Source organism: Myxococcus faecalis (genome assembly GCF_050039385.1).
GTDB classification, from domain to species: domain Bacteria; phylum Myxococcota; class Myxococcia; order Myxococcales; family Myxococcaceae; genus Myxococcus; species Myxococcus fulvus.
Window position 1 is genome coordinate 5593151 of record NZ_CP144336.1, and the last position, 21169, is coordinate 5614319.

18 protein-coding genes are annotated in these 21169 nt (G+C 71.7%); 9 read left to right on the top strand and 9 right to left on the bottom strand.

All coding sequences use genetic code 11. The features are described from left to right. Positions 1–54: 54 nt before the first annotated feature. The gene (locus VZQ01_RS22450) at positions 55–579 is read left to right on the top strand and encodes a hypothetical protein (protein WP_426744406.1); all 525 of its coding nucleotides are present in this window, start codon (positions 55–57) and stop codon (positions 577–579) included. A gap of 69 nt (positions 580–648) precedes the next feature. Here VZQ01_RS22450 and VZQ01_RS22455 read toward each other — a convergent pair whose 3' ends face one another. Together VZQ01_RS22455 and VZQ01_RS22460 are read right to left on the bottom strand one after the other, a co-directional pair. Continuing rightward, positions 649–1464: an OmpA/MotB family protein gene (locus VZQ01_RS22455; protein ID WP_223751165.1), complete on the bottom strand. Its 816-nt coding sequence runs from the start codon at positions 1462–1464 to the stop codon at positions 649–651. A 131-nt stretch (positions 1465–1595) separates the two neighbouring features. After that, complete coding sequence (locus VZQ01_RS22460) at positions 1596–3590, bottom strand: patatin-like phospholipase family protein (RefSeq protein WP_426744408.1); 1995 nt, start codon at positions 3588–3590, stop codon at positions 1596–1598. 177 nt (positions 3591–3767) lie between these two features. On the opposite strand from VZQ01_RS22460, the gene VZQ01_RS22465 reads away from it, so the two are divergent. Beyond that, a complete protein-coding gene (locus VZQ01_RS22465; RefSeq protein ID WP_141324287.1) occupies positions 3768–4079 on the top strand; it encodes a hypothetical protein in 312 nt (103 codons plus the stop codon). 257 nt (positions 4080–4336) lie between these two features. Continuing rightward, a complete protein-coding gene (locus VZQ01_RS22470; RefSeq protein WP_141324256.1) occupies positions 4337–5035 on the top strand; it encodes a nucleotidyltransferase family protein in 699 nt (232 codons plus the stop codon). 100 nt (positions 5036–5135) lie between these two features. On the opposite strand, the gene VZQ01_RS22475 is transcribed toward VZQ01_RS22470, so the two are convergent. Continuing rightward, positions 5136–6026, bottom strand: coding sequence for a hypothetical protein (locus tag VZQ01_RS22475; RefSeq protein ID WP_426744409.1), 891 nt, complete (start codon positions 6024–6026; stop codon positions 5136–5138). A 334-nt stretch (positions 6027–6360) separates the two neighbouring features. Here VZQ01_RS22475 and VZQ01_RS22480 point away from each other — a divergent pair, with 334 nt between their 5' ends. Next, entirely contained in the window at positions 6361–6771 is a 411-nt protein-coding gene (locus VZQ01_RS22480; RefSeq protein WP_426744411.1) for a response regulator, read from the top strand. On the opposite strand, the gene VZQ01_RS22485 is transcribed toward VZQ01_RS22480, so the two are convergent. The 3 genes from VZQ01_RS22485 to VZQ01_RS22495 form a co-directional block, all read right to left on the bottom strand. Further along, the gene (locus VZQ01_RS22485) at positions 6761–7636 is read right to left on the bottom strand and encodes a hypothetical protein (RefSeq protein ID WP_426744413.1); all 876 of its coding nucleotides are present in this window, start codon (positions 7634–7636) and stop codon (positions 6761–6763) included. The two genes, VZQ01_RS22480 and VZQ01_RS22485, sit on opposite strands and share 11 nt — an antisense overlap. A 165-nt stretch (positions 7637–7801) precedes the next feature. Continuing rightward, positions 7802–9295: a hypothetical protein gene (locus tag VZQ01_RS22490; protein WP_426744415.1), complete on the bottom strand. Its 1494-nt coding sequence runs from the start codon at positions 9293–9295 to the stop codon at positions 7802–7804. A 174-nt stretch (positions 9296–9469) separates the two neighbouring features. Beyond that, a complete protein-coding gene (locus tag VZQ01_RS22495; RefSeq protein ID WP_223751159.1) occupies positions 9470–9844 on the bottom strand; it encodes a hypothetical protein in 375 nt (124 codons plus the stop codon). A gap of 175 nt (positions 9845–10019) precedes the next feature. Here VZQ01_RS22495 and VZQ01_RS22500 point away from each other — a divergent pair, with 175 nt between their 5' ends. Together VZQ01_RS22500 and VZQ01_RS22505 are read left to right on the top strand one after the other, a co-directional pair. Continuing rightward, on the top strand, positions 10020–10868 hold the full coding sequence (locus VZQ01_RS22500; RefSeq protein ID WP_141323466.1) for an HAD family hydrolase: 849 nt from the start codon (positions 10020–10022) through the stop codon (positions 10866–10868). A gap of 94 nt (positions 10869–10962) precedes the next feature. Beyond that, positions 10963–11487 carry a YajG family lipoprotein gene (locus VZQ01_RS22505; protein WP_426744417.1) on the top strand — a complete coding sequence of 175 codons (525 nt, stop codon included), beginning with the start codon at positions 10963–10965 and terminating at the stop codon, positions 11485–11487. A gap of 283 nt (positions 11488–11770) precedes the next feature. Here VZQ01_RS22505 and atpA read toward each other — a convergent pair whose 3' ends face one another. The 3 genes from atpA to atpH form a co-directional block, all read right to left on the bottom strand. Further along, positions 11771–13318 carry a F0F1 ATP synthase subunit alpha gene (gene atpA, locus VZQ01_RS22510; protein ID WP_223751157.1) on the bottom strand — a complete coding sequence of 516 codons (1548 nt, stop codon included), beginning with the start codon at positions 13316–13318 and terminating at the stop codon, positions 11771–11773. A gap of 198 nt (positions 13319–13516) precedes the next feature. Beyond that, positions 13517–14953, bottom strand: coding sequence for a sensor histidine kinase (locus VZQ01_RS22515; RefSeq protein ID WP_267699010.1), 1437 nt, complete (start codon positions 14951–14953; stop codon positions 13517–13519). Between the two features lie 199 nt (positions 14954–15152). Beyond that, positions 15153–15692: an ATP synthase F1 subunit delta gene (gene atpH, locus VZQ01_RS22520; RefSeq protein WP_223751233.1), complete on the bottom strand. Its 540-nt coding sequence runs from the start codon at positions 15690–15692 to the stop codon at positions 15153–15155. Between the two features lie 158 nt (positions 15693–15850). On the opposite strand from atpH, the gene VZQ01_RS22525 reads away from it, so the two are divergent. The 3 genes from VZQ01_RS22525 to VZQ01_RS22535 all read left to right on the top strand — a co-directional run bounded on the left by VZQ01_RS22525 (position 15851) and on the right by VZQ01_RS22535 (position 21147). After that, positions 15851–17680 carry an Hsp70 family protein gene (locus VZQ01_RS22525; protein ID WP_426744419.1) on the top strand — a complete coding sequence of 610 codons (1830 nt, stop codon included), beginning with the start codon at positions 15851–15853 and terminating at the stop codon, positions 17678–17680. Next, positions 17680–18849, top strand: coding sequence for a TIGR02266 family protein (locus tag VZQ01_RS22530; RefSeq protein WP_223751155.1), 1170 nt, complete (start codon positions 17680–17682; stop codon positions 18847–18849). The genes VZQ01_RS22525 and VZQ01_RS22530 overlap by 1 nt, the downstream gene beginning before the upstream one ends. Positions 18850–19023: 174 nt before the next feature. Beyond that, positions 19024–21147 (top strand): beta-propeller domain-containing protein, encoded by a 2124-nt coding sequence (locus VZQ01_RS22535; protein WP_426744421.1) that lies wholly within the window; start codon positions 19024–19026, stop codon positions 21145–21147. Positions 21148–21169: the final 22 nt, after the last annotated feature.

Below are 21169 nucleotides of genomic sequence, written 5' to 3' on the forward strand. Positions count from 1 at the left end.
CACCGTCTGTCATTGACACACTGCGCCGGGCTCGAACACCGGTACGCTCAGCGGATGAACCGACTGCTGAGTGTGCTGGTGATGTGCGTGGCGATGGTGGCGTCGGCCCAGGAGGCCGGAGGGCTGACGTGGACGGCGCCGAAGGAGTGGGAAGCGCAGGGGGAGCGGCCGATGCGCGCGGCGACGTACAAGCTGCCGGCGGCGAAGGGCGACGCGGAGGGGGGCGAACTGGCGGTGTTCTACTTCGGCCAGGGCCAGGGCGGCGCGGTGGACGCCAACGTGAAGCGGTGGCTGGGCCAGTTCCAGACGGCGGACGGCAAGCCGGTGGACAAGGCGGCCAAGACGAAGACGGAGAAGCTCAACGGCATGCCGGTGACGACGGTGGACGTGAAGGGCACGTACGCGGGCGGCGGCCCGATGATGGGCCCGTCCACGCCCAAGCCCGGCTACCGGCTGTTGGGCGCCATCGTGGAGGGGCCCGAGGGCGCGCTGTTCTTCAAGCTCACCGGGCCGGAGAAGAGCGTGGCGGCGTCTGAGAAGGCCTTCCGCAAGCTGCTCGAGTCCGTGAAGAAGAAGTAGCGGGGCTGCCCGCGTGAGACATGTTTCAGGCCCAGGGGGCGTGTCACATGTCTCACGCGTGTCTTGGCTTCAGCGCGTGTCGCGCGCCGTCCTCACGCCGGCCTTCTTCGCCGCGAGGTCGGGGATGAGCAGGACCTCGATGCGGCGGTTGCGCGCGCGGCCCTGCGGGGTGGCGTTGGCGGAGATGGGGCGCATCTCGCCATAGCCCGCGGCGAGCATCCGGCGCGCCGGCACGTTGCCGTGCTCCTGGAGGAAGCGCACCACGTTGACGGCGCGCGCCACGGACAGCTCCCAGTTGGTGGGGAACGTCGTCTGCAGCTTCTGCGACGGCGGCGAGTCGTCCGTGTGGCCCGACACCTGGATGGCCTTGTCATCCACCTTGGCCAGCACGCCGCCCAGCCGCTTGAGGACCTCCTGGCCGCGCTTGCTGATGCTCGCGTCGCCGGAGTCGAAGAGCACCTTGTCCACCAGGTCCACCTGGATGCGGCCCTGGGCCTGCGACAGCTTGATGGCGCCCTCCGCGATTTCGGCCTTCATCTTGTCCTGCAGGTCGTCATAGGTGGCCTTGAGCTTGGCGAGCTCCGCCTCCTGCTCCTGCACCGTCTGGGTGAGCTGCTCCTTCTCCGTATTGAGCTGCTCCTTCTCCGTCGTCAGCTTCGTGTGCTCGGTCTGCAGCGCCGCGAGCTTCTCCTCGGCCTGCTGACGGGCGGCGTCCGCGTCACGGGCGCGCGCGGTGGCCTCGTCCGCCGCCTTGCGCGCCTCCTCCGCCTGCGCCTGGGCCTGCACCGAGCCCCGGTGCGCCAGGTACAGCACGCCACCCGCGAGCAGCACCACCAGCACCGTCACCAGCCAGGGCACCCAGGCCCGCCCTCGCTCCGCTTGCATTCAGGACCTCCAAGGGGATGTTCCTGAAACACCGTAATGACGACACCCGGGTGCGCAGCAAGGCGCCCCGGGTGGGTCCAGGTATCCGGAGGTGCAAGGTTGCAGCGGGGGCGCAAACCCCGCACCGCGTGTCAGAACGGGAGCCAGGAGGGCCGCACGCTGCGCACGTCGCTGAGGACGTGGGACAGCTGCGCGTCGAAGTCCTTGAACGTCTGTCCATCCAACCAGAGGGCTTCAATCTGTTTCTGACCGAGCCGGACCTCGTGACGTTTGCCATTGGCGGCGGTGGCGACGACGGTGTCCCCGCCGCTGTACGTCACCTGGAACTTCTCGCCCCAGATCTGGACGTCCTCGCTGAACTTCAGGTCCTTGGGGACCTGGGTGACGAGGTTGGTGCCGCGCGAGCCGGGGACCTTCATGTCGTCCATGAACTCGCGCAGGAAGTCGCGCGTCACCTGGCGCGTCTGCTGGTCCAGCGTGGGGTCCACCTTGGCGTCGTAGCCGAAGCCGAGCACGCTGTTGCCCTGCTTGGGGTCGTCCAGGTTCCACGTGGGCACGGCGAGCATGAACTGGTTGGCGCCGGGCTTCGCCTTGTCGCGCCAGTCCTGGGCCTCGGTGGCGTTGTCCTTGAGCATCGCGTAGCCGTTGAAGCCGTTCCAGACGGCGTCGTCGGTGTCGAGCTGGCCGGTGGGCAGCGGCTTGGGCTGCGCGGTGCCGTTGGACGGGTGCGTGCCGCCGCGCGACTGCAGCGACGCGCCGATCTGCGGCAGGTCGTTCTTCGCGTAGCCCATGGGCAGGTTGTCCAGCGTGCCGCCGTCCACCAGGTGCATCTGGCGGCCGGTGACGGGGTCCACCACCTGCACCGGGTCGAACACGCCGGGGATGGCCATGGAGGCGCGCATGGCGAGCGCCACGGGCGTGTCCGGCGTGGTCTCCTGGCTGAAGACGAAGATGCGGTCCTGCGCGCTCTTGAAGCCGCCGTCCGGCACCGCGCTGTCGTAGGCCTTGGCGGCGACCAGCTGCAGGGGAATCTTCAGGTCCGCGAAGGTGACGGGCCGGTCGGTGATGCCGGTCAGCTCGCGCAGCTTCTGGTCGAACAGGTCGAACGCGGCCTGGCCATCCAGGAGGCCACCGTCGTTCAGGTCCAGGTCGAAGTCATACAGCTGGCCGAGGCGCGGGTCCTTGGCCACGTCTTCAATCTGCTGCGGCGTGGCGCCCGTGGCGGCGAACGCGGCGGCGATGGAGCCCGCGGACGTGCCCGTCAGGCTCACCGGCACCACGCCCATGTCCCGCATCTCCGCGAACATGGCCGCGTAGCGCTTGCCCTTGCCACCACCGCCCTCCAGGCTCAGGTGCACGCCCATGGGCTCGCCGCCCTGCACCGGCATCCCCGCCTCGGCGCGGTTCTGGGCGACGGAGGCGGTGTACTCGGCGGCCTTCTTCGCGTCGCCACCGGCCACGATGTCCAGCGCGGAGGGCGGCTTCGTCACCGGCGTGCCCGTGGGGAAGCGGCTCGCGTGGACCTGGCCGCCGGGCAGCTCCTTGGCGAGGAACTGCGGGTCCAACCACAGCGAGCCGGGGCGCGGCGCGGTGGCGCGCGTGTAGCCCGTCGTCTGGGTGAGCTGCGCCTCCGCCTTCTCCAGCGCGGCCTTCACTTGCGGATAGCGCGGGTGCGTGGAGGGCAGCATGTCCAGCTGCGCCGCCAGCGAGCGCACCTGGCCCAGCGTGTCGCGGAAGTCCTTCGTCTGCGCGACGAGCTGCTTGCCCTGCTTGTCGTCGATCTTCGGCGGCAGGATGCGCTCGAGCACCTTGCGCAAATCCCCCAGGTCGACCTGCAGCAGCTTGTCGAGCGGAATCTGGAGCGGCTTGCCCGTCAGGGTGATGCCGGCCCACGGCGTGTTCCCCGCGCCCGGCAGCTTCGGCAGACCCAGGCGCGACAGGTCCGGCAGCTTCGCCTCGAAGCCGTCCACCAGCCGGTTGGCCTCGCGCGCGACGTTCTGCAGCCCCTGGCCCATCCGCTCGAGCAGGTTGGGCTTGGGCGCCTCCGCCGGGCGCGCGGCCACAGGCTCGGGAGTACGACGCGCCGCGGCAGACGACGTGGAGGAGGGCAGGGGCTTGATGCTCATCGCGGTGACTCCACGGACGCGTCGAGGGGTGGCTGCGGTCGCAAGGGGGATTATCGCGCATCCGGCGTCGCGGGTTGTGTGTCGACTGGCGAACCGTCATCCAGGCCCGGCAAGGCACTTGCTACGGGGGTGGATCAGAGGCGCCTGACGCCTGCTTTCTGGAGGCCTTCCGTGACGATGTGCCGCAGCCCTGAGTTCGAGATGCTCGTTTCCCGCGCCGTGACGCTCTTCCCGGAGGACACCGTCCTCTCGGCGCTCCAGGTGATGCACCACCACGCGGTGCACGCGCTGTCCGTCGTGGATGGCCGTGACGGCGCGTGGTTGGGGGAGGTGTCCGAGGACGAGCTGCGCCGGCTGTCCGCCTTCGCGCCGCTGGCGCGGCTGGCTGAAATTCTGACCGCCAAGGCGCTGGCGGGGACGGAAGAAAAGACGGTGGCCCCCGCGACGACGCTGCTGCTCCACGCGCCATCACCCCGGTGGCTGCATTGAAGCGCGCCAGGCCCTCCGGGCCCCGGGCAGGGGAAGCAAGCCTCCGGGGCGGTGCGGACGAGCAGGCGGGCCGTGCGTCTGCGGAGGGCGCACGCTCCAGCTCTCGCCACTCGGACGCGGCGCGGGAAGTGACTGGGGGCCGGCTGACGGCTCGCACCGAGGGGTGGGCTCAAAATCCCCCCGAAAGGTCACAGCCTGTTCCCGGTGGCCCCGGGCCAAGAGGCACTCGATTCCCCGGGGGACGGAGGAGGCTTGGTATGAAGGCAGTGGCGATCATCCTCGCAGCGGGCGAGGCCCGGCGGATGGCCCACCCCAAGGCGCTCATCCTGCACGAAGGCGACAAGAGCTTCCTTCAGTCGCTGGCGTCGACCTTCGTCAAGGCGGGCTGTCAGGTGCTGGGTGTGGTGGGGAAGGACGCGGAGGCCATTCGCAAGCAGCATCCAGGGATGGACCTCCGGGAGTCCGAGCAGTGGCGGGACAGCCAGATGGCCTCGGTGAAGACGGGGCTGGACGCGGCGCTGGCGGAGGGGGCGGACGTGGTGGTGCTGCACCCGGTGGACATGCCGGCGCTCAGGACCAACACGGTGAAGTCGATGCTCAAGCTGATGGGGGACTCCGACGAGATGCTGCGTCCGGAGTTCGAGGGCGCGCCGGGGTGGCCGGTGATGATGTCGCGCGGGATGGCGGAGCGGCTGCGCGCGGCGGACGGCGAGCAATTGGAGACGGTGCTCAAGGGCATGCGCGTGCGCCGGGTGCCCATGAAGGACCCGGGGGTGCTGGTGAACATCAACGCGCCGGAGACATACGAGCGGCTGTTCGGCTCGGCGCCGACGCTCGCGCCCCCGCCCGCGCCGCCCAAGCGCAAGGGCAGTGGCAAGCGCGGCTCGGGGCTCACCACGGTGTCGGACGTCGGCGAGGGCGCTTCGGCGCCCATGGCCGCGGCGTCGGACGAGTAGTCGGAGCAGGGGGTCGGAGCCTTCCTCGTGGAAGGTGGCTCCGGCCTGTCGTCGTCGTCGCGCGCTGGGCGGCGAGCGCTCGCCCATCGCGCGCGGGAGGTCAGAAGGTGAGGCCCAGGCCGAAGTAGGGTCCGCCGAAGCCCTCTTCATGCTCGACGCCGTCCAGGTGTCCGGCGTCGTTGAGGTACAGCGCGCGCCAGCCGCCGCGCACGTTGAAGCCGCCCAGGTGCGCCGCCAGGCCCGCCTGGATGTCCACCTGTCGATGCGGGAAGGGCGTGGCGTTGAGCCTTGCCTCCACGTCCAGGGGGGACGCGCCGATGCACGCCTCCACGGACGCGCCGAAGCTGGGCCCCACGAAGATGATGCCGGGCGCGTGCGCGCTCGACAGGCCCGCCTCCACGCGCATCCGGCCCCGGGCGCTGGCCCACAGCGCCGCCGTCAGTCGCGCGCTCAACAGGGTGATTCGGTCCTCGGTGTCGGAGCCGTCGTCGGCCTTCAGCGACAGGCCGGTGAGGCGCGTGTCCACGCCCAGCCGTCGCCCCTCCATGGCCATGAACACGCCCATGCCGCTGCCGTCCTTGAGCCACTCCGCCTGCGCGCCCATGCGCACCAGCAGGGGCACCGGCTCGTCGCGCCGGCGCGTGGTGCTCGCGCTGGAGCGCAGCGTGGACGTGCCCGTCGCCGCGGCGCCCGCGCCCACGAGCGCGCCCGTCGCCGGGGCCCTCACGCGCCGGCGTCTCCTCCGGGGCGCGTCGTCGTCGTCCGCGCGCGGGGGCTTCGTGTCGATGGCCGTCGCGGGGTGGGGCGCGGGCGCGCCGTCGCGAGGCTGTACCGCGGGGGAGGAGGGGTGCTCGCGGCGCGGCGACCCGCGCTCGGCACGGCCGGGGGACGACGAGGAGGAGCGCTTGCCGAAGCGGGCCTCGGCGAGCGCCGGCTCCAGCAGGACGGTGGCGGCGAGCACACAGCCCAGCACGGCCTTGGATGAGGGCAAGGTGCACTCCTCGGGGACGGGGACGACGGGGAGCGACATTCAAGGGCGCCGGGCCCTTGCCGGCCATGGCCCCCGAGGGTGGACGGCCGTTGGCCATCCGCTGCTGTACGGCCGTGGGCAGCGCACACGGCGCCGAGTGCGCACGACGTGACAGCCGGGCCGCGCGAGGCTCGCGTACCCGACGCTCGCGCGTGCGGAGCGCCCTCGCGCGGTGCATCTCCTCCCTCGGGCACCGGGCGTATCCGCCTGCTCGCGCCGTGCGGATGCTCACGGTTCGACAGTGAGGCGCCGTGGGGCGGAACGAGCCGTGTCAGCCCGGGAAGGAGGCACTAGGGTGGCAATCGTGACCCATGTGGTGATGCAGCCGACCGTGCTCCTGGTGGAGGACGACCCGGACCTCCGGGGCGTGATGGCGGAGGCGCTCCAGGCCGAAGGCTATGACGTGAACATGGCCATCAACGCCCGCGAGGCCGTGCGGGTGCTGGCGGCCACGGAGGTGCAGTGTCTGGTGTTGGTGGACCTGGAGGCGCCGTGTGTCCAGGGGCCGTCGCTCCTGGAGACGTTGAAGCAGGACGCGCGCTTCGCCAGCTCGCGGGTGGTGGGGATGCGCGCGGAGTCCGGCCCGTGTCCCCCAGGGGCGGTGGCGCTTCTGCGCAAGCCCGTGCGGCTCAAGGACCTGATGGCCGTGGTCCAGGCGCACTGCCCGGACCCCCGGCAGGAGACCGCTCAGCGCGTCAGTAGGTGAGGCCCAGGCCGAAGAAGGGGCCGTGGAAGCCGTCGCGGTGCACCACGCCGTCCACCTGGCCCGCGTCGTCGAGCACCATCCCCCGGTAGCCGCCGCGCAGCACGAGCGCTCCCAGGTGCAGCGCCAGCGCGGCGCTCGCGTCCACCTGCCGGTACGGGAAGGGCGTCATCTGGGCGCGGGCCTCGAAGTCCAGCGGGCCGGCCAGGCACGCCTCCAGGGACAGGCCCAGGCTGGGGCCCACGAAGGTGATGTCCGGCGCGTTGGCGGTGCTCACGCCGGCCTCCAGGCGCAGCCGCGCGCGCTCCAGGGAGACGAGCGCCCACGTCAGGTGCGCCTCCACCAGGGTGAGGTTGTCCGTCTCGTCGGTGCCGTCGTCGGCTTCCACGGCGATGCCGGTGACGCGCGCGTCGAAGCCGAAGCGCCGTCCCTCCAGGCCGATGAAGAAGTCCCCCGCGCCGCCGCTGTTGACGGGGCCGCCCTGCAGGCCCAGGCGGAAGGAGAGGGGCGCGGCGTGGCGCTCCTGGCGCAGCTCCCCGCGCTGCCGGGGCTCGTCCACGACGGTCAGCCGGTGGTTGCCGCTGGAGAGCACGAAGGCGAGGAAGCCCAGACCCTCCACCACGTCGCCCGCGCCGGAGGAGACGTGGCGGCGGTGGTTGCTCCGGCGGCGACGGGGCCGGTCATCGTCGTCGTCATCCCGCGAGCCCACCGGCGAGGCCTCGTGGGTGTCGTCGTTCTTGTCGTCGTCCTTCTTCGAGTCGCTCTGCGACGGCCGGGAGCGCTTGCCGAAGCGCGCCTCCGCCGACGTCGTGCCCAGCAGCAGGCCCAGCGCGAGGAAGGCACTCAAGGCGGAACGAAGAGAGAACACGGCGGGGCTCCTGGGGCGGTGGCCGTCGGGCGGCAACACGGCTCGGGACGACCGTCCGCCTGCTTTATTCATACACCCGGGGTGTACGGGCCGTCGCCCCACCCTCCGCCGGCCCGAGGATGGAGTCCGGGAGGTGGGTGACGACCCTCCCGGGCCCCTGGGGGGCTACTTCTTGCCGCAGAGCTTGGGGTTCTTCACGCAGGCCACCGCCAGGCACTGGGAGGCGGAGCGCTGCTCGCAGCCCTTCTTGCAGCGGGGCGGGGCGTAGCTGAAGTCGCACATCGCGGGGTCGCACGTGACGCGGTCGCTGGGGGGCAGCGCGTCACAGGGGCTGTTGAGGACGGTGGTGATGGACTCGAAGTGGTAGGCGCCCTCCGTGTCGGCGCAGACCTCGAAGTCACCGTCGGCGGTGACGACGGGGCCGTCGTTCACGTCGCAGGCCGCCTTGGGGGTGAAGGCGTCGGGCTCGCAGGGGCCCACGGTGCGCGCCAGGCAGCCGTACGCGTTGCGCCCGCCGACGATGGCGTTGGCGCAGACGCGCGAGGCCAGGTGCACGTCGCCCGCCACCCAGTCCCGCGAGTAGCACGCGTGGGCGTTCTGGTACGGGTAGCCGTCGAAGTCGGGCTTGGACAGGAAGGGTGCGTAGGTGTCCATGTTGATGTGCACCTCCACGTTGAGTCCCTTGGGGTCCAGGATGTTTCCGAAGAAGGCGCCCTCGCGGAAGGTGAACGCGCCGAAGGACTCGGTGGGGTAGCGGCCGTGGGTGACGGCGGGGCGCACCCAGGAGCCGGGCGGCGAGGAGCGGTCATACGGCGCGGACATGACGCTGTACCTGCCGCCGCGGGGGCAGGTGAAGGTGGCGCTGGGCTGCGCGCTGCCGCAGTCGTTGCCCTCGCCGAGCGCCAGGGAGCTGGCGGCCTCGCAGCCCCGGGGCTGGGCGCACACGCGCAGCACGCGGTCGCCGTCGCCGGAGCCCAGCGTCGTCGTGCACGACGTGTCCAGCCGGGGCGCGCCCGCGGCGATGGTGACCTGCTCGCCCGGCGTGCAGCTGCCCACGCCCTCGCCCACCCAGCCGCACTCCTCCCACGCGCCGCGGCCTCCGTGCGCGCAGGGCAGGAACATGGGGTGCCACTGCTGGGTGACGCCGGTGGGGTTGAAGAGCCGGGAGTCCTTCGGGTGCTCGCCGCGCATCGAAATCTCCACCGTGTGGCCGTAGGCGTTGTTGCGCGACAGCAGGCACGCGCTCACGTAGCCCAGGCACTGGGCGCTCGGCGCGCGCACGCCCCACTCCGGGCACAGGCCCACGCCGCCCGAGAAGGAGTGGACCTCCTTCTTGCGGTCCATCCACTCCACCGTGGCGGTGGCGGGCAGGGCGCACTCCACCAGGTAGTGCATGACGTTGCGCGCGGCCGGGTCCTCCAGCTGGTGGCGCAGGCGCGCGTCCGCCTCGAACGTGTACGTGGTCAGCGGCTGTGAGGTGAGGGCCTCCAGCGAGCGGGCGTTGGTGGTGAGGGCGTTGAAGGCCAGGTCCGCGGTGGACAGCGAGTTGAGGATGCGGATGCCCGGCTCGGCGCTGGCGCGCGAGAGCGGCAGGAGCGCGGTGAGACACAGCGCGGTCAACAGGAGCCTGGAGGGAGCTCGGAGCTTGATGGACGACATGGGGTGAGGACCTCGCGCGGAAGATGACGCGAAGCCCCAGGTAGCACGTGGCGGGCCGTGCACCGCGTCACAGTCCTTCCAGGGGGTTGCGCGCGCGGGAGGGGCAGGGGCTGTTGCCTCCAGGTCCACACGGGCCGGCGGGTGTGGACCTGGGGTCCACGCCCGAAGGGCCTCTCAGCGGCGGTGGGCCTTCTTGCCCTTGGTGGTCCGGCGGGGCTCGGCGCGGCCCTGGGCGGGGGGCGGCTCGGCGGGGGGCGCGGCGCAGGCGGCGGCCGCGCTGAGGGCCTCCTCGCGGGCCGTCTGGTGTTGCTGCTCCAGCACGCGCAGCCGCCGGGCCATGGCCTCGCGCAGGGCCTGGAGCTCCGCCACGCGGGCCTCGGACTCGGCCGCCTCGCGCTCCAACTGGACGCGGCGCTCGTGCAGCGCCGACACGGAGCGCGAGCCCGCCCAGGCGCCCGTCGCGCCCAGCACGCACGCTCCGGCCAGCAGCCCCCAGGGCAACCACGCCCGGCGCCACCGCGCCGCCTCGTTTCGCCGTGTCGCTTCCATGCCCCCCGAAGGCTAGCGAGTCCCCCGCTGTAGGCCTCAAGGTGGCGGCCCTGCCACCGATTTACAGGGGGGCCTCAAGTTTACAGGGCGGAAACCGGAGTCACGGGCTTGATTCGCGGGCCGTGGCGGGGCGTCATCCGGCCCCTTTCCTCCAACTTCGGGAGACGGTGGGCTGATGGCGATTGCTTGCGTGGTGCTGGACTTCGACGGGACCTTCACGGACGTGGCGACGGAGAGCGCGCCCTTCCTGACACACTTTCGTGACGGGCTGGCCCACGCGTTGGGGCAGGGCGTGGAGCAGGCGTGGGAGGAAGAAGTCGCGGCGCTGCGCGCGGGTGCGGACCTCCTCGGCTGGAACCTGGGCGGCAGGGTGGTGGCGCCCGCCACGGCGGACCCGTACCTGACGGCGACGACGGCCGCGCACCGCATCTTCCAGCGGCTGTCGGTGGGCACGGACGAGGCCACGCGCTCGGAGGCGGTGCAGAAGCTGTATCGCGACTCGTACGTGCACTCGGCCACGGCCTTCAAGCCGGAGGCGAAGGAGGTGCTGGAGGCGCTGCTCGCCACGGGGCTGCCCGTCACGGTGGTGACGAACGCGCACACGGAGCTGGTGGTGAAGAAGCTCGACACCTTGGCCCCCAAGGGCCGCGAGCGGCTCAAGGTGTCCGGCGACGCGCGCAAGTTCCTGTTGGACCCGCCGGACGTGGCGGACGCGCGCTTCGACGCGCTGCCGGAGACGCAGACGCTGGACGGGGTGCTGCGCCGGCCGGTGTACCTGCGCCGGGGCCGCTACTTCGAGGCGCTCAAGCGCATCTGGGACACCACCGGCACGCGGCCGGACCAGACGCTGGTGGCGGGTGACATCTACGAGCTGGACCTGGCGCTGCCGGCCGCCCTGGGCGCGCACGTGCAACTGGTCGCGCGCGACAACGTGCTGCCGTACGAGCTGAAGGCCATCGAGCAGCTCGGCGCCCGTGGCGGCGTGGACAAGAGCCTGCACGCGCTCTTGCCCCGGCTGCGCTGAGCGCGCGCGATATGGTGGGCCCGGAGGCCGCGTTGAGTCAGGAGGCGGGGCCTCGGATGCCCCGCGTCCTCGCGATTCGGCAACAGGGGTGTCCATGGGCCCGCGTCGTCCGCTGTCGATGTGCCTCTTCGCCGCGGTGCTCGGGGCCGCGTGCGCGTCCTCGCCGCAGACGGTGGTGAGCCGGCCGCAGGCCTCCGTCACGCGTCCCGCGAAGGCGCCCGGCTGCGCGTTCGAGGTCTTCGAGCAGGGCGAGCCATCCAGGCCCTACGCCGAGGTGGGCACGCTGTCGATGACGACCAACGAGTACCTGGGCGAGGAGGGCCGCAAGGAGCTTCTCCAGGAGACCGTGTGTCTGATGGGCGCGGACGCGGTGCTGCTGCCCCACCCGGCGGAGCGCAAGCTGGCGGGGGGCCAGCGTGTGCGCGAGTTCGAGGCGCGCTTCATCTCCTGGACGGACGTGCCCGCGCCCGAGGCCGGGGACCCTCCGCCGCTCGACGACCGCCCCGCGCCCAGGGCCGAGGACGGCTACCTCATCATCCCCGTGGACCCCGAGTGGACGGGCGAGTCCATCGGCACCGCGGTGCGCGAGGTGCCGGCCCGCGCGGAGGGGGCGAAGTAGCGGCTCAGCACATCGCGCGAGGCACTCCAGCGTCCGCGCTGTGGGCACCACGGACGCCAGGCACCAGCGCGCGAGGACAAGGCGAAGCAGCAGGTTACCGCGACCACGCCAGGCACCCCCCTGCCCGCGGCATCGGCACCACGGACGCGAGGCACCAGCGCGGCGAGGACGCGGCGAAGTCGCGGACCACGAGCCCCCGCCGCCCCCGGAAACACGAAGCCCCGCCTCCCGGTGAAGGGAGCGCGGGGCTCGGTGCGTCGGGCCTTGGCGGCCGGAGCTCTGCCTAGACCTTCGCGCCCGGGGTGGGCTGGAAGACGTCGTTGAACTCGGAGATGGCCTTGTTCAGCGCCGCCTTGATGTCGTTGGTCAGCTCGCGCTTGGAGGCGATGTCCTTCGCGACGTTCGGGTGCTTGCCGTCCGCGAACTCCAGGAACTCACGCATCCAGCGCACCACGTCGGAGACGGGGATGTCGCGCACCCAGCCGCGCTTCTTGGGGTCGTCGCGGTTGGTGGCGGCGTAGATCTGCATGACCTGACGCTCGACGGAGAGCGGCTCGTACTGGCCCTGCTTGAGCAGCTCCACCATGCGGGCGCCACGGGCCAGGGTCTCCTGGGTGGCCTTGTCGAGGTCCGAGCCGAACTGGGCGAAGGCGGCCAGCTCGCGGTACTGCGCGAGGTCCAGCTTCATGGTGCCGGCGACCTGCTTCATCGCCTTGATCTGCGCGGCGGAGCCGACGCGGGACACCGACAGACCGACGTTGATGGCCGGGCGGACGCCGGAGAAGAACAGGTCCGTCTCGAGGAAGATCTGCCCGTCGGTGATGGAGATGACGTTCGTCGGGATGTAGGCGGACACGTCGCCGGCCTGCGTCTCGATGATGGGCAGCGCGGTGAGCGAGCCCGCGCCCTCCTCGTCCGACAGCTTGGCGGCGCGCTCCAGCAGGCGGCTGTGCACGTAGAACACGTCGCCCGGGTACGCCTCGCGGCCCGGCGGGCGGCGCAAGAGCAGCGACAGCTGGCGGTACGCCACGGCCTGCTTGGACAGGTCGTCGTAGATGATGAGGGCGTGCATCTTGTTGTCGCGGAAGTACTCGCCCATGGCCACGCCGGCGTACGGCGCGAAGAACTGCATCGGGGCCGGGTCGGAGGCGTTCGCCGCCACCACCGTGGTGAACTCCATGGCGCCGAAGCGGTTGAGCTTCTCCACGACCTGGGCGACGGTCGACTGCTTCTGACCGATGGCCACGTAGATGCAGTAAACGTTCAGGCCCTTCTGGTTGATGATGGTGTCGATGGCGACGGCCGTCTTGCCCGTCTGGCGGTCACCGATGATGAGCTCGCGCTGACCACGACCCACCGGCACCAGCGCGTCCAGCGCCTTGATGCCCGTCTGCAGGGGCTCGTGCACGCTCTTGCGCTTCACGATGCCGGGCGCCTTCACCTCCAGGCGGCGCGTCTCGGTCCCCTCGATGGGGCCCTTGCCGTCCAGGGGCTGACCGAGCGGGTCCACCACGCGGCCGAGCAGGCCCTTGCCCACGGGCACGGAGGCGATCTGCTGGGTGCGCTTGACGGTGTCGCCCTCGCGGATGGTCTGGAAGTCACCCATGATGGCGACGCCGACGTTGTCCTCCTCGAGGTTGAGGACCAGGCCCTTCACGCCGTTGGTGAACTCCACCAGCTCACCGGCCAGCACGCCCTCCAGGCCGTAGATGCGCGCGATACCGTCGCCGACGGACAGCACGGTGCCCGTCTCCGCGACGGTGACCTTCTTGCCGTAGTCCTTGATCTGCTCCCGGATGATTCTGCTGATCTCGTCGGCGCGGATTTCCATGGGCGTTTTGCGTCCTCGAACAGGGGGCGGGCCGGGTCGGTTCGGGTCCGCCAAAGCTTAAGAAGTCGGGGCCCCTTACCACGCACCCCCGGCCCCTGCAATGCGCACGACATTCGGGGCTCTCGGGGCATTATCAACCCCTTAAGTCCCGGCGCTCCCACACCGGCCGAGCGAGGGCGGGCGGGCGCTCGCGGCGCCCTAGCGGACGGAGGATTCGCGGGGCAGCCAGACGACGAAGCGCGTTCCGCCCTGGGAGGACTCCACGGTGAGCCGGCCCCCGTGGGCCACGGCCACCTGCCGGGCGATGAACAGGCCCAGACCCAGGCCCTCGGCGCTGGCGGGGCGGCCCCGGCGGAAGGGCTCGAAGAGGGTGGCGTGCTCCTCCTGCGGCACCATCAGCGAGTCGTTGCGGATGGACAGCGTCACGCCCCCCACCGCGCCCACCAGCTTGAGCCACACCGGGGTGGGCTCCGGGCTGTGCTGGAGCACGCTGCCCAGCAGCGTGTCCGCCAGCTGGGTGATGCGCCCCGCGTCCCAGTGGCCCCGCAGGTCGCCCTGCGTCTCCATCAGCAGCGTGCGGCCCGGGTGCACCTGCCGCCGCTCCTCCAGGACCTTCTCCACCAGCCGGTCCAGCACCAGCGGCTCCGGGCGCACCGGCAGCCCGCCGGACAGCCGGGCCCGGGTGAAGTCGAGCAGCTCGTGGATCATCCGCTCCATGCGCCGCGCGGCCTGGGCCACGTGCCCCACCAGCCGCTGCTGGGGCTCCTCCAGGTTCTCCAGCCGCTGCAGGGCGCTCGTGCCGGACTGGATGCTCTCCAGCGGGGAGCGCAAATCGTGGCCCACCACGCCCAGCAGCTGCTCCCGGAAGTGCTCGGTGCGCTCGGCGCGCTCCTCCGCCGCCTTGCGCCCGCTGATGTCCCAGATGGCGGCCAGCCGCACCTGCCGGCCCTCCCACGTCACGAACTTCCCCAGCACTTCCAATGGGATGCGCTGGCCATCGCGCCGCACGCACATGACCTCGTAGGGCGTCTCCACCCCCCGGGCCACCGCGGACATGACGGCGGGCCGGTACTCCGGCGCCACCCATTCGACCAGGTGGTGGCCGATCAACTCCCGGGGCGAGTCGTGGCCCAGGAGGTGCGCCAGCGCACGGTTGGCGTCCAGCACCACGCCGTTCTCGTGCAGGAAGTGCCCGTCACAGGCCACGTCGGCCAGGCTGCGCATGTGCGCCTCGCGCTCGCGCAGCCGGGCCTCGTCGCGCACGCGCTCCGTCTCGTCGCGCACCCACAGCACCACGCCCGCCAGCACCCCGGCCTGGTGCGCCGGGGACAGCCCCACCCGCAGGTGCTTCTCACCCGAGCCCGCGGCCAGCACCCCCGTCAGCGGCGCCTCCACCACGTTCTCCCCCGAGAGGGCACGCGTCAGCAGCGGGGCCAGCGAGAAGGCCACCTTCGGCCAGACGTCCACCAGGGGACGCCCCAGATAGGCCCGGGTCTCAAGCCCCGACAGCGACGTCAGCGCGCCATTCACCCACACGGGCCTGAGCTCCCTGTCCAGCAGGGCGATGCCGCAACCCGTCGCGTTCAGCAGCGCGCCGAGGAAGGGCCAGGCCTCCTCGGGGGCCACGGCGAACATCGGGCCACCGGGAAGGGGGTGAAACAGGGACTGCGGCATGTTGAGGTCGTCCAGAAAACCCGGGGTTGCCCCGTGTTCCCCCGAGTATACCTCTGTCCCAGGGCTACGGGAAATGCCGGTTTGCCCCGGACTACCGGGTGCGTGGACGACCTGGGGCGTTGGCCGCGAGGATGCGGCCGCACGCCCCGGACGGCGGGTGCTACTTCAGCTCGCGGCGCATCTGGTCCAGCTGGGTGCGCAGGCTGCCGTCGTAGAGGATGCTGCCCACCTGGGCGGACACGCCACCGAGCAGGCTGGGGTCCACGCGGGTCTCCAGGATGACGTCGCGCTGGGTGAGCTGCTGCAGGGTCTGACGCAGCTGGGCCAGGGTGTCGGCCGGGAGGGCGGCGGCGCTGGTGACGTTGCCGCGGACGCGGCCGGCGCGGGCATCCGCCATGTCGCGGAACACGCGGGCGATGTCCGGCACGTAGACCAGCCGGTTGCGGTCCACCAGCAGGCGCAGGGTGTTGGCGAGCACCGGCTCCAGCCCGGGGATGAGCTTCATCACCCCTTCCACGACCTGGCCGCGCTGGGAGCGCGAGTAGGCGGGGTTGTTGAGCACGTCCGTGAGCTCGGGGTTCTTCGCGAGGATGTCCGCGAAGGTGGTGAGCTGCTCGGCGACGGCATCGATGCGGCCCGCCTCCGACGAGACGTCGAGGAGGGCACGGGCGTAGCGGCGGGCGATGGAGACGTTCACCATGACGGGTCGCGCCCTTAGCATGGTGCCCCATGGCCGTCCACCCCCGTGGACCGAGTGCCCGGGCGGGCAGGGAAGCGACGGGCGGAGGGCAGGTCCGACGCGAGGGGGCTTGGCGAGGAGGCGGGAAGACCCGTACCGTGGGGTCCCGACCGCCCCCCATGCACGACCCCGTCATCGGCATCGACCTGGGTACCACCAATAGCGCCGTGGCCACCGTGGAAGATGGCCGGCCGCGCCTCATCCCCTCGCGCGCGGGGGGCCGGCTCACGCCCTCCGTGCTCGGCGTCACCAAGAGCGGCGAGCGCGTCGTGGGCCAGGCGGCCCAGCTCTTGGCGGAGGAGCACCCGGACGCGGTGGTCTGGGCCACCAAGCGCTTCCTCGGGCGCCGCTACACGCCGGAGCTGGTGCAGCAGGCGAAGGCGCTGGTGCCCTATCCGCTCGTCGCGGGCCCCTCGGGTGACGTGCGCGTGAAGCTGGCCGGGCGGGTGATGCCCTGCACGCAGGTCTCCGCGATGATTCTGGGCGAGCTGGCGCTGGACGCGCAGGCGCACTTCGGCCGCCCCGTCAGCAAGTGTGTCATCACCGTCCCCGCCAACTTCGACGACAACCAGCGCCAGGCCACGCGCGAGGCGGCGTCCATTGCGGGCCTGGAGGTGGTGCGGCTGGTGAACGAGCCCACCGCGGCGGCGCTCGCGTACGGGCTGTCGCGCGGCTTCGAGGGCAACGCGCTGGTGTTCGACCTGGGCGGCGGCACCTTCGATGTGTCCATCCTCGACGTGAAGTCCGGCGTCTTCGAGGTGCGCGCCACCGGCGGCGACCCCCGGCTGGGCGGCGAGGACTTCGACCAGCGAATCGTCCAGTGGCTGCTGGCCCAGGTGGACGATGAGCTGCGCCACGTGGTGTCGCAGGACGCGCAGAGCCTCAGGCGCCTGAAGGTCGCCGCCGAGGCCGCCAAGCGCGAGCTCACCGAGCACGAGGAGTCCACCATCTCCGTGACGGGGCTGGGCGACCACTCGGGCAAGGGCGGGCGCACGACGGAGCTGGAGACGGTGCTCACGCGCTCGTTCTTCGAGACGCTGTCGGAGCCCTTGTCGCGCCGCTGCCTGGAGGTGTGCGAGGGCGTGATGCGCGAGGCGAAGATGGACCCGCGCTCGGTGGACGTGGTGCTGCTGGTGGGCGGCATGACGCGCGTGCCGCTGGTGCGCCGGCTGGTCGCGGACTTCTTCGGCCGGCAGCCCTCCACGGACGTGCACCCGGACGAGGCCGTGGCGCTGGGCGCCGCGGTGCAGGCGGATGAGCTGCTCCGCCAGTCCGGTCAGGCGCTGCTGCTGGACGTGGCCAGCCAGAGCCTGGGCGTGGGCGTGCTGGGCGGGCGCGTGAAGCGGCTCATCGCGAAGAACACGGGCGTGCCCGTCGTCGCGCGCGACATCTTCTTCCCCGGCACCTCCGGCCAGCACGAGGCGCGCATCCCCGTGTACCAGGGCGAGAGCGAGTTCCAGGACGAGAACCACAAGCTGGGCGAGGTGGTGCTCAAGAACCTGCACGTGGCCGCGCGCGGAGACGTGCCGCTGGAGGTCGTCTTCGAGCTGTCCGGTGAGGCCATCCTGTCCGTGAAGGCCACGGACCTGACGACCGGCAACATGGAGACGGTGCGCCTGGAGGCGCGCGCGGGCCTGCCGCACGGCGAGGCGGAGAAGCTGGGCGCGGAGCAGGCGAACTACGCGAAGTCGCAGGGCGTGGTGGACGCGAAGCGCGCGGAGGAGCTGTTCCGCAAGCTGCTGGAGCGCGGCGAGAAGCTGGCGCGGATGCTCCAGAAGAGCGCGCAGGAGAACCCCAGCCCGGAGGCCGAGGCCGCGGTGGGCACGGTCCAGAAGCTGCTCGACGGCGGGCGCACCGCGCTGGACAGCAAGGACGCGGCGAAGTGCGCCGCCATCGCCCGGCAGCTCACGCAGCTGTTGTCCGGCGGCAAGCAGGAGCCGCGGGCCTGATGAACGCGCCCGGCTCCACCACGCGGGAAGCCGTGTTCGTGGTGGACGACTCGCGCACCGCGCGCGAGGTGGTGCGGCTGCACCTGGCCCGGCTGGGCTGCGAGCCGGTGACGCTGGAGGGCGGCGAGGCGTGTCTGGCGGAGCTGGCCCGCCGCGCGCCCATGCTCATCCTGATGGACCTGCGCATGGAGCGCATGCAGGGCGACGAGGTGTGCCGCGCGGTGAAGTCACACCCCGCGGGCCGCAACGTGCCCGTCATCATGTTCACCTCCGCCGGCGAGCCGCACGAGGTGATGCACTGCTGGCGCGCGGGCGCGGATGACTTCCTGCCCAAGCCCGTCGCGCTCGAGGCGCTGCAGGCCAAGCTGGTGGCGGTGCGCAACGCCCGTGAGCGCGCGAAGGAGGGGCCTCCCAAGGGCCGCCGCGTGCTGCTCGTCGAGGGCGGCCGCTTCCTGCACACGTTCCTGGGCGGCTCGCTGGAGCAGGAGGGCCTGCACGTCCTCTACGCGCGCGACGCGCAGGACGCGGAGGCGCTCGCGGCGGAGCACGGCGCGCAGCTCGACGGCTTCCTCGTCGACGTGTCGCGGGCCCCGCGCGAGACGCTGGCCCTGGCCGCGCGGCTGCGCGACGCGAACCCGAAGAAGCCGCTGGTGCTCCTGTCGCGCGCGGAGGAGTCCGGTGAGGTGCTCGCCCGTGCGCAGGCCTTGTCGGGCGCGCCGCTGCTGGAGAAGCGCCACCTGGGCGCCGATGAGCTGCTCGGGCGCGTGCTGTCGCGGCTGACGCCCGACCGCGTCCCCCTGCGGGCCGCCGAGCGCGTGCCCTTCTTCACCGTGGTGGAGTTCGCCCCGCTGGCCGGGGGCGCCGCGCTGACGGGCTTCAGCCACGACGCCAGCCCCGAGGCCCTCTTCGTGCGCACGCTCACCCCGGCGCGCGAGGGCACCCGGTTGTCGTTGAAGGTGTCGCTCGCCGGACAGCGCTCACCGTGCTCGGCGGAGGCCACCGTCGTCTGGGCCAACCCGCCGCGCGCCCCTGGCGCCTTCCGTGCACCGGCGGGCATGGGCCTGCGCCTGGAGCGCATGGACCCGGCGCTGACGCAGCAGTTCGTTCGCTTCGTGCCGCGGACTCACGGATTTCCCCCCACGGGGAATCCGCGCGCCTCAGGTTTCTGAGAGGCCCTGGCGCCCGCAAGCCCCTGGAAATCCCGGTGTCCCGAGTCAGCGTGGTTGCTGGCATGGGGGTGGCAAGAGCGCGCCCGGGCCGTGCCGTCATCCGGGCATGGCGGGCTGGGGGATTCCAGCTCGCGCCGCGGATGGGGCCAACAGACACGAACCGGGAGGAATCTCATGCGGCGATGGAAGCGCTACGGATGGGTGGGGCTGGTGGCGGTGGCTGCGGTGGGTTGTGACGACGACAAGACGTATCCGCAGGTGGAGAACGAGCCGGTGGCGCAGGAGGCGCGGCTGGATGCCTTCGAGGGCTGCGAGGCGCTGGAGCGGCACATCGAGGACACGGCGACGAAGCGGATGCGCGCGTCGGTGGAGTCGATGCGGCCCCGCGGTCTGCAGTGGTGGTTCGGCGACGGCGCGGCGCCCCCCACGGGCGTGCCCATGCCCTCCGAGGACAACGGCGGTGCTGGCGCGCCGCGCGGCCCCGACGACTACACGGGCACCAACAACCAGGTGGCCGGCGTGCACGAGGCGGACTTCGTGCAGAACGACGGCAACCACATCTTCGTGCTGTCCGGGTCCAAGCTGTATGTGAATCGCTCCTGGCCCGCGGACCAGCTCACGCGCGTGTCGTCGCTGGCCATCGAAGGTCAGCCGCGCGAGATGCTCTACGACAAGGAGCGCCAGCGGCTGGTCATCGCGTCGCAGGTGTACGAGGAGCGTCCCGGTCGCCCCTCGGTGTGGGGCGACTCCCCGATGATGGGCGCGCCCCTGCCCGACTGCGCGGGTCTGCGCTGCGGCTACATGCAGGGCGGCACGCTGAAGGTGACGGTGGTGGACGTGTCGGACCTGGCGTCGCCCCAGGTGAAGCAGCAGGTGTTCCTGCCGGGCGGCTACCTCACCGCGCGCCGCGTGGACAGCGCCGTGCGGCTGGTGATGACGGACGAGTTCCGCTGGCCCTCGGACGTGCGCTTCTACCCCGAGTACTCCCGTGAGCTGGAGAACCGCGACAAGATGAACGCGGCGCTCGACGCGCTCATCGTCAAGAACGAGAAGCTCATCCGCGACCAGACGCTGGCGGACTGGGTGGAGCCCGGTCGCCGGGTGGCGGCGGACGGCACCACCACCGCGCTGCCCTTCTCCTGCTCGGACTTCTTCCACGCCAACGCGCCCACGGGCCTGGGCTTCGTGACGGTGCTGTCGCTGGACCTGGACACGGTGGAAGGCGCCGCGCCGCTGGGCCGCACCAGCGTGGTGTCCGCGCCGGGCGTGGTGTACGCGTCCACCGAATCCCTGTACCTGTCCGCCAACCACTGGTGGTGGCAGCAGGTGGCGGAGCAGTCCGACCACTCGTACATCCACAAGTTCGACATCCGTGAGCCGGCGCGCGCCACGTACGTGGGCAGCGGCTCGGTGGCCGGAGTGCTGGTCAACCAGTTCGCCATGGACGAGCACGAGGGCGTGCTGCGCGTGGCCACCACGGTGACGACGTGGCGCACGGCGGGCAATGGTGACGGCGTGTCGACGCCCACCACCAACGGCCCGGACACCGTGAGCCGGCTGGTGACGTTCGCCCCGAAGAACGGGCGGCTGGAGGAGCTGGGGCGCAGCGAGGACCTGGCGCCGACCGAGCGCATCTTCAGCGCGCGCTTCGTGGGCAAGAAGGGCTACATCGTGACCTTCCGCCAGACGGACCCGCTCTTCACCTTCGACCTGAGCGACCCGGCACACCCGCGCAAGGTGGGCGAGCTGAAGATTCCGGGCTTCTCCACGTACATCCACCCGCTGGGCGACACGCACCTGCTCACCTTCGGCGAGGACCGCGACGAGGACGGCGGCTGGCGCAACCGCGCGCTGAAGCTGTCGCTGTTCGACGTGACGGACCTGGCCAACCCCCGCGAGGCCTTCACCCACCGGATGGGGACGAGCGGCTCCAACAGTGAGGCCCTGCACGACCACAAGGCGTTCAACTACTTCGCGGCCAAGGGCCTGGTGGCGGTGCCCTTCGTGGACTGGGACTACAGCCGCCCCGACTACTGGTCCGGCTTCACCAGCGAGCTGCGCGTGTTCCGCGTGGACACGGCCACGGGCTTCACGCCGGTGGGCGCGGTGTCGGCGCGGGACATGTTCCAGCGCTTCGAGCACCCGCACTGGAGCTGGTACTGGGCGCCGGAGGTGCGCCGCAGTGTGATGGCGGATGACTTCGTGTACGCCATCACCGACGCGGGCATCCGCGTGGCCAACGTGGGGGCCCTCCAGACGCCCCTGGCCACCACGTACTTCGACGCGCCGGTGCCCTGAGGCACCGGTGTGACGGCTCGGG

Excerpts from the sequence above, each read along its gene's own strand:
- VZQ01_RS22450 (WP_426744406.1), top strand. The coding sequence starts at position 55 with ATGAACCGACTGCTGAGTGTGCTGGTGATGTGCGTGGCGATGGTGGCG.
- atpA (WP_223751157.1), bottom strand. The coding sequence starts at position 13,318 with ATGGAAATCCGCGCCGACGAGATCAGCAGAATCATCCGGGAGCAGATC.
- VZQ01_RS22455 (WP_223751165.1), bottom strand. The coding sequence starts at position 1,464 with ATGCAAGCGGAGCGAGGGCGGGCCTGGGTGCCCTGGCTGGTGACGGTG.
- VZQ01_RS22495 (WP_223751159.1), bottom strand. The coding sequence starts at position 9,844 with ATGGAAGCGACACGGCGAAACGAGGCGGCGCGGTGGCGCCGGGCGTGG.
- VZQ01_RS22460 (WP_426744408.1), bottom strand. The coding sequence starts at position 3,590 with ATGAGCATCAAGCCCCTGCCCTCCTCCACGTCGTCTGCCGCGGCGCGT.
- VZQ01_RS22490 (WP_426744415.1), bottom strand. The coding sequence starts at position 9,295 with ATGTCGTCCATCAAGCTCCGAGCTCCCTCCAGGCTCCTGTTGACCGCG.
- atpH (WP_223751233.1), bottom strand. The coding sequence starts at position 15,692 with ATGGTGAACGTCTCCATCGCCCGCCGCTACGCCCGTGCCCTCCTCGAC.
- VZQ01_RS22525 (WP_426744419.1), top strand. The coding sequence starts at position 15,851 with ATGCACGACCCCGTCATCGGCATCGACCTGGGTACCACCAATAGCGCC.
- VZQ01_RS22465 (WP_141324287.1), top strand. The coding sequence starts at position 3,768 with ATGTGCCGCAGCCCTGAGTTCGAGATGCTCGTTTCCCGCGCCGTGACG.
- VZQ01_RS22515 (WP_267699010.1), bottom strand. The coding sequence starts at position 14,953 with ATGTTCGCCGTGGCCCCCGAGGAGGCCTGGCCCTTCCTCGGCGCGCTG.
- VZQ01_RS22500 (WP_141323466.1), top strand. The coding sequence starts at position 10,020 with ATGGCGATTGCTTGCGTGGTGCTGGACTTCGACGGGACCTTCACGGAC.
- VZQ01_RS22535 (WP_426744421.1), top strand. The coding sequence starts at position 19,024 with ATGCGGCGATGGAAGCGCTACGGATGGGTGGGGCTGGTGGCGGTGGCT.
- VZQ01_RS22505 (WP_426744417.1), top strand. The coding sequence starts at position 10,963 with ATGGGCCCGCGTCGTCCGCTGTCGATGTGCCTCTTCGCCGCGGTGCTC.
- VZQ01_RS22470 (WP_141324256.1), top strand. The coding sequence starts at position 4,337 with ATGAAGGCAGTGGCGATCATCCTCGCAGCGGGCGAGGCCCGGCGGATG.
- VZQ01_RS22530 (WP_223751155.1), top strand. The coding sequence starts at position 17,680 with ATGAACGCGCCCGGCTCCACCACGCGGGAAGCCGTGTTCGTGGTGGAC.